General features: G+C 70.8%; 5 protein-coding genes and 1 pseudogene. 1 reads left to right on the top strand and 5 read right to left on the bottom strand.

Annotated elements, in window-relative coordinates; genetic code table 11:
- Together ACZ4TR_RS27840 and ACZ4TR_RS27835 are read right to left on the bottom strand one after the other, a co-directional pair.
- Nucleotides 1-1,331, bottom strand: a pseudogene (locus ACZ4TR_RS27840) (type VII secretion protein EccC); the annotation flags it as partial.
- Nucleotides 1,332-1,442: 111 nt separating this feature from the next.
- Nucleotides 1,443-2,036: a TetR/AcrR family transcriptional regulator gene (locus tag ACZ4TR_RS27835; RefSeq protein ID WP_465289724.1), complete on the bottom strand. Its 594-nt coding sequence runs from the start codon at nt 2,034-2,036 to the stop codon at nt 1,443-1,445.
- A gap of 154 nt (nt 2,037-2,190) precedes the next feature.
- Here ACZ4TR_RS27835 and ACZ4TR_RS27830 point away from each other — a divergent pair, with 154 nt between their 5' ends.
- Complete coding sequence (locus ACZ4TR_RS27830) at nt 2,191-3,582, top strand: FAD-binding oxidoreductase (protein WP_465289722.1); 1,392 nt, start codon at nt 2,191-2,193, stop codon at nt 3,580-3,582.
- Nucleotides 3,583-3,994: 412 nt separating this feature from the next.
- Here the strand turns inward: ACZ4TR_RS27830 and ACZ4TR_RS27825 are convergent, their stop codons facing one another.
- The 3 genes from ACZ4TR_RS27825 to ACZ4TR_RS27815 all read right to left on the bottom strand — a co-directional run bounded on the left by ACZ4TR_RS27825 (nt 3,995) and on the right by ACZ4TR_RS27815 (nt 6,426).
- The gene (locus ACZ4TR_RS27825) at nt 3,995-4,861 is read right to left on the bottom strand and encodes a VOC family protein (protein ID WP_465289721.1); all 867 of its coding nucleotides are present in this window, start codon (nt 4,859-4,861) and stop codon (nt 3,995-3,997) included.
- Nucleotides 4,862-4,867: 6 nt separating this feature from the next.
- On the bottom strand, nt 4,868-5,686 hold the full coding sequence (locus ACZ4TR_RS27820) for an alpha/beta fold hydrolase (RefSeq protein ID WP_465289719.1): 819 nt from the start codon (nt 5,684-5,686) through the stop codon (nt 4,868-4,870).
- 95 nt (nt 5,687-5,781) lie between these two features.
- Entirely contained in the window at nt 5,782-6,426 is a 645-nt protein-coding gene (locus ACZ4TR_RS27815; protein ID WP_465289717.1) for a TetR/AcrR family transcriptional regulator, read from the bottom strand.
- Between the last annotated feature and the right edge of the window lie 33 nt (nt 6,427-6,459).

The following is a 6,459-nucleotide window of genomic DNA, read 5'->3' as shown; positions in this document are numbered from 1 at the left end:
GGACGCGGCCGCCACGCCTGCTGCACATCGAAAGTCATCGGGTCACCCGGGATACCGAGCAGCTCCAGCAGCGACGGGTTCGACAGCAGCGGCTCCTCCCCCACCTCCTGGCCACCAGCCCCACCCAGGCGATACGGCGAAATGAGCCGCGCCAGCGTTTCCGCTTCCACCAGGCTCATCGTGTCCGGGCGGCCGAACCACTCCACCCCACCGGCGCTGCGGGCTCCCATGCGATCCGCCTCCACCACCAGCCGCAGGCCGCGGCGGGCGGCGAGATTGCCGATCGAATCCGACAGGTCGACCAGCGTCACCCCGACCAGACCCTCCTCGAGGATGATCTGCTCCTCGCGGGTGACTTCGGCGTCGTCGAGGACGATGACGATGTGCGGCTGGTCCGGCGCGGGCGTCGCGTTGCGGGAGAAACGCTGGCGGTCACGCAGCTCCTCATCCAGCCACTCTTCGATCTGGGCCAAGGAACCCGCCATCATCCGCATCGGCCCGATGCCGTCGGACAACGCGGGGTGCTGGGCGTGCGGCAGCCACTTCGCCCACTCCCACTCCTCTTTCGCCCGACCGGCCGTCGCGACCGCGATCAGCACGTCCTCGGGGCTGTGGAAGGTGACGATCTGCGCGAGCGTCGCGCGCGCCAGCCCTCGCTTGAGCTCGATGTCCCCTTGCAGGCACACCGCGGCGAAACCCCGCAAGGCGATCTGCGTCGGCAGGTCCGGCACGATGGAGTGCGCCCGGACGAACCGGCGCAACGCCAACGTCGAGATGGGCTCCAGCTCGTCCACCGGACCCGTCTGCGGCGGGACCAGCCGCGTCGCCAACCGGTGGGAACTCCGGCCCACCCGCAGGTGCAGGAAGTCCGAGTCGTTTTGCCGCCGCTCCCACATCCGCCGGCTGCCCGCCAGCGACCACAGCGAACGCGGATCCGGGTGCACCCACTCCAGCGCCGCCCGCTGGCCGGCCATCGCCTCCCGAGCCCGGTCGCGCATCTGCCCCAGGTAGCGGAGGTAGTCCTTGCGGTCTTCGTCCATCTCCGCACGCTTGGCGCCGCTCCCCTTGCCGCCACCGCCGGCCATCATGCCCAGCGTCCCGACGACCGTCGTGGCGCCCAGGGCGATCGTCAGCGGATTGCGCCGGCTCGCCTGGAACAGGAACACGAGCAGCCCCAGCGACGCGACGATCATGACGACCGGAAGCGCCTTCATGACGATGTTGCCGGGGATGACCCGGGGCACCTCGGGCGGCGGCTCGAGGTGCACCTCACCGCCCGGCGGGCGCGGTGCCGCCAGCCGCGGCGACCGCTTGAACTGCAGCGTGCTCACGGAGGCTCCTTCGGATCGCCGAGAACGCTCGATGTATAGAGCGTTCAGTACACAGCGCACCGTAGCGAAGACTCCGCCGACCAGTCAAGACCGAACGTTCTATCTCAAGTGCTACTTCGACGCGGAGTCGATGCGGAACTGCAGGATCCCGTCGACACCCTGGAGGAACGTGTCGCAGACCTCGGCCGGGTCCGACAGGCAGCCCGCTGCCATCGCGCCGTCCCGGAGCATCACGAAGTGGCGGCCCGCGAGCCCGGGCGGCGTCTTCCCGACCTGCGCGAGCAGGTCCGTGATGGTGCGCAGGAACCACTCGCGGTGGGCGAGGACGGCCTTGTGCACGGGGTGCGCGGGGTCCGGGTACTCCGCGACCGCGTTGAGGAAGGCGCATCCGCGGAACTGGGCCGACCGGATGCCCTCGGTGATGGACTTGGCGATGGCGCGCAGGATGTCGGCCGCGGGAAGGCCGCTGGAGAGCGTCTTGTCGACCCCTTCGCGCTCCATCTCGTGGACGCTCTGGAGGTACGCGACGACAAGGTCGTCCTTGCTGGGGAAGTGCCGGTACAGCGTGGCGCGCGTGACCTTGGCCTCGGCGACGACCCGGTCGATCCCCACGGAGTGCAGACCCTCCGCGTAGAAGATCCGGGTGGCCGTCGCGAGCAGCCTCGACCGCGCTTCGGATACCTGGCCTCGAGTGTTGTGCACCATCAGTCCGACTGTAACAGATAGAACGATCAGTATCTATTGAGTCGCGGCGCCGTCCGGCACCGCAGGACAGCGACCCTTGCTAGAGTGAGCATTCCATACAACTGGAGAGAACGTTCGGTCACTTGTCCGCGCCTCCGTCTCGCGAAGGAAGCTCATGCCCGATCACGGCGTCGATCACGCCCGCTCCATCGCCGCGGCCCTCCGCGCGTTGCGCACCCTCCTGCCCGCCGGGCAGGTCCACGTTTCCGGCCCGGGCTACGCCGACGGCGTCGCCCTGTGGAACGGTGCCGTGAAGCACCGCCCCGCCATCCTGCTGACCTGCACCTCGACCGGCGACGTGGTGCTCGGTGTGCGCACCGCCCGCGAGTTCGGCCTTCCGCTGTCCGTCCGCGGCCGGGGCCACGACTACGCCGGCCGGGCGCTGGCCGACGGCGGCCTGACCCTGGACCTGAGGCCGATGCACGGGGTCCGGGTCGACCCCGGGGCCCGGGTCGCCGAGGTCGGTGGCGGCGCGTCCGCCAACGACCTGCTGGCCGCGGCCGGCGAGCACGGTCTGGTGGCCGCGACCGGCACGATCGGCACGGTCGGGGTGGCCGGGCTCACCCTCGGCGGCGGCTACGGGCCCCTCGCCGGCCGGGCCGGTCTCGCCGCGGACAACCTGCTGGCCGCCGAACTGGTCACGGCCGACGGGACGATCGTCCGCACGGACGGCCACCACGAGCCGGACCTGTTGTGGGCGCTGCGGGGCGGCGGCGGCAACTTCGGGGTCGTCACGTCGATGACCGTGCGGCTGCACGCCGTGCCGGCCGTGGTGACCGGCCTGGTGCTCTACCCCTGGGCGCAGGCCGGGCCGGTGCTCGCCCGGGTTCGCGAGGCCCAGCAGGATGCGCCGGACGAGCTGACCATCCAGGTCGGCGCGATCGCGGCGCCGGACGGCTCACCCGCGGTGCTGGTGCTGCCGACCTGGTCCGGCGACGTCGCGACCGGCCAGGACCCGGCGGGCCCGGTGATGCCGCTGACCCGGCTCGGCGCTCCCCTGCTCGCCCAGCTGGACGCGGCTTCCTACGCGGCCACGATCGCCGGCCGGGACGCGATGTTCCCCGACGGCAGGCACGTCACCCTCCGGACCCGCTCGGTGCCCGGGCTCGGCGAGGACGTCATCGAGGTCGTCGAGCGCTTCGGCGGCCGGCTGCCGACGCCGCTGTCCGGGATCACCCTGCACCACTTCCACGGCGCCGCCACCACGATCGCCCCCACCGACACGGCGTTCGCGCTGCGCAGGCCCCACCTCATGGCCGAGATCATCGGCATCCGGCCGCCGGAGGAAAGCGGAGAACACGTCCACAGCTGGGCCGACGCGGCCTCCGTGGCGCTGGCCGAACACGCCTTCCCGGGCGGATACGCCAACCTCCTCGGGCCGGAAGCGACCGACCAGATTCCTCATGTGCACGGCGAAAACCTGCCCCGCCTGCAGCGCATCAAGGCGGCGGTGGACCCGGACGGCGTCTTCTCGGCCACGCCGCTCCCGATGCCCCGGCCGGCCTGACCGGCCGGCCGCGGCTCGTCCCGTTCGTGCGGGCGGCCCGCGGCCGGTCACCAGGTCGCCGAATCGTTCACCGAAGCCAACCCCGCCTGCCAAGGCTCCCGGCCGCCGATGCAGTGAATGACCCATTCACCTCGCCCGACGCCATGAATGACCCATTCCTGGCAGCACAACCCACCACCAGAACCCGCGCCCGGTCACCAGGCCGCCGAGTGGTCACGCGAGCCGAAGGGCACCTTCCTCGCATCACATGCAAGGAAGGGAACCTTCAGCTTGCTCGGGGCGCGCATCGCCAGGCCGCTGTCAACGAACCTCGGAAGCGCGACACCAGCCGTCCGTGAGCTCGTGCTCGCGCATCTTCCCGGTGGGCGTGCGCGGCAGTCGCTCCGCGAACCGGATGTGGAACGGGTCTGCGTCACGACTTCGGGGCCGCGAAGGGGTTGGCGTCGGTGTGGTGGTGTCCCCACTCGTCCGGGCGCCCGAAGTCGTGGGGCACCCAGTCGTCCCCGACTTCGATACCGCCGCAGCCGATCTCCAGGTGGAACCCGCTGGGATTGCGGACGTAGAACGAGATCGCCTTGTCGTTCATGTGCCGGCCGAGGCTGATCGAGATCGGCACGTCGTGGGCCTTGGCCCGGTCGTAGGCGCGCCCGACGTCGTCGATCGAGCCGTGCTCGAACTCGAGGTGGTGGATCGACGCGGTTTCCGCGCTCGCCAGCGCGATGCTGTGGTGGGCGCGGTTGCAGCGGAAGAAGAACAGGCCGGGGGCGCGGTAGTCGGTCAGCTTGAACTCGAGCACCGACTCGTAGAGCTCGCGAAGTTCCCGGAGCCGGGGGCCGGCCAGCACGAGGTGCCCCAGACCGGTGACGCCCGGCCCACCGGCCGGGCGGTCGACGCCGAGGCGCACCTTGGCTTCGCCGACCGCCAGTTCCACGCGGTAGCCGACCGGGTCGGTGAACCAGCGGAGCTGGGTGGCGCCGCGCAGCTCCTTCTCCTCCGCGGAGGCGTCCACGACGGTGTAGCCGGCGTCCGTCAAGCGCTGCGTCAGCCGGTCCAGTTCCCGCGGTGTGTCGACGATCCACCCCAGCTCGCGCGGACTGTCCTCATCGGACGGATGGAGGGCGACGCGGTACTTGAACTCGTCCATCTCGGCCAGGACGACCGCGTCCGTGCCGGACTCGGCGTGGCTGACGCCGACGCCCAGCGTGCGCCCGAGCAGGTCGGTCCACGCGTCGACGTCGGTCACGTTGAGACCGACGTAACCCAGCTTCCTGATACCCACGGTGTGTCATCCCTCCGATGCGGCGCCGGCGCCGCCCTGCAGAAATTCGCGGACGATGTGGTTGAACTCGGGCGCGCGCTCGTACTGGACCCAGTGCCGGCAGTGCGGCAGCACGCGCAGCTCCGCGTCGGGGATCCCGTCGAGGATCCGGGCCGCCCAGGTCAGCGGAACGGTCTGGTCCTCGCGGCCCCACACGAGCAGGGTGGGGGCGCCGATGAGCCCCAGGTCGGGTGTCAGGTCGCCGAAGTTCGGGGGGATCGGCAGCTCGGGGTGGGCCCGGAGGCTCGACTCGTAGCGCTCGTCGATGAGCGCATCGGTCGCCAGGGACTCGTCGAACACCATGAGCCGCACGAACTCGGCCATCGCCTCGCGGGAAGGTTTTTCCGCGGCCATGTAAGCGAAGAGGCGCTCGAGCCCGGCGGGCCAGGGCGGGGCGTCCGCGGGGAGGACGCCGCCCGGTGCCATGAGCACGAGCCGGTCCACGCGATCCGGGTGGCGCATCGCGATCCGCATGGCGACCGCTCCCCCGTAGGAGTTGCCGACCAGGTGGGCCCGCTCGATCCCGAGCGCCGTCAACGCCCGGCACACCCGGTCGGCGGCGTGGAAGATCAACGGCTCGGCCGTGTCCGGCCGCGGGGACTCCCCCCAGCCGGGCAGGTCGACCACGATGTTCCGGTAGTCCCGGAAGGCGGGCAGGTTCCCGCCGAAGTTGCTCATCCCCGTGGCGCCCGGCCCGGAGCCGTGCAGCCACACCACCGGGCTGCCCGAACCGGTGTCGGTGTAGGCCAGCCGCGCGTCTCCGACATCCACCGTGCTCGTCACCATGCCGTCCCTCCGTGTATGTAGCGCTCACTATACAACGGACGGCGGCGTTATCAAGGCACTCGCGGCCAGGTGATGATCGGAAAGTGAGGCGGCCTTCAGCGCTTCCGCTTCGCCGCGCCGGCCCGTTGCTCCGCCAGCCCGCGGATCAGGGAGACGAAGGGGGCGACCTGCGAGCTGTAGCTCATGTCGTCGAAGCTGTTGGTCACCGAAAGACCGTCCGTCAAGGCGCGCCCGAGGACGGCCAGCTGCTGGACGAGGGCTTCGTTGTTCTTGCCGCCGTTCGGCGCGAAGATCGGGGTGAGCGCGTCCACCCAGGAGGCGTGGGCGTAGTCGCGGATGCGGCGCACGGTCACCTGGACCGCCTCGGCGTCCTTCTGCGGGCCGACGCTGATGGCGACCAGCAGGCGAAGGTAGTCCGGCCGCCGGTCGAGTGAGCTGCAGGCCGCCGAGAACCACGCTTCGAGCCGCTCCAGCGGCGCCAGGTCGTCGAACGAGGACGGGTTGGGGAACAAGGCGTGCAGCTCGTCGAAGGTGCGCTCGAGGAGCGCCGCCAGCACACCGAGCTTGTTCCCGAAGTGGTAGTAGATCGAGCTGGGCGGAAGGCCGGACTGCGCACACAGGTCCGAGATGGCCATGCCGTCGTAGCCCTTTTCGCCGACGAGGGCGCGCGCCGCGTTCAGGATGACCTCACGGCTGTTCAGTCCGGCAGCGGTCGGCGCGGAGCCGGAATCCCTCACCATGCCGGTCATGATAGGTCCGCCTCGACGGCACTC

The sequence above is a fragment of the Amycolatopsis sp. NPDC028719 genome, from assembly GCF_055565395.1.
The sequence above is the reverse complement of the archived record's forward strand: the minus strand, read 5'-3'. Positions and strand labels throughout refer to the sequence as shown.

Bases quoted from the DNA above. Each gene is read 5' to 3' on its own strand.
- ACZ4TR_RS27835 (WP_465289724.1), bottom strand. From the start codon at position 2,036: ATGGTGCACAACACTCGAGGCCAGGTATCCGAAGCGCGGTCGAGGCTG.
- ACZ4TR_RS27830 (WP_465289722.1), top strand. From the start codon at position 2,191: ATGCCCGATCACGGCGTCGATCACGCCCGCTCCATCGCCGCGGCCCTC.
- ACZ4TR_RS27820 (WP_465289719.1), bottom strand. From the start codon at position 5,686: ATGGTGACGAGCACGGTGGATGTCGGAGACGCGCGGCTGGCCTACACC.
- ACZ4TR_RS27815 (WP_465289717.1), bottom strand. From the start codon at position 6,426: ATGGTGAGGGATTCCGGCTCCGCGCCGACCGCTGCCGGACTGAACAGC.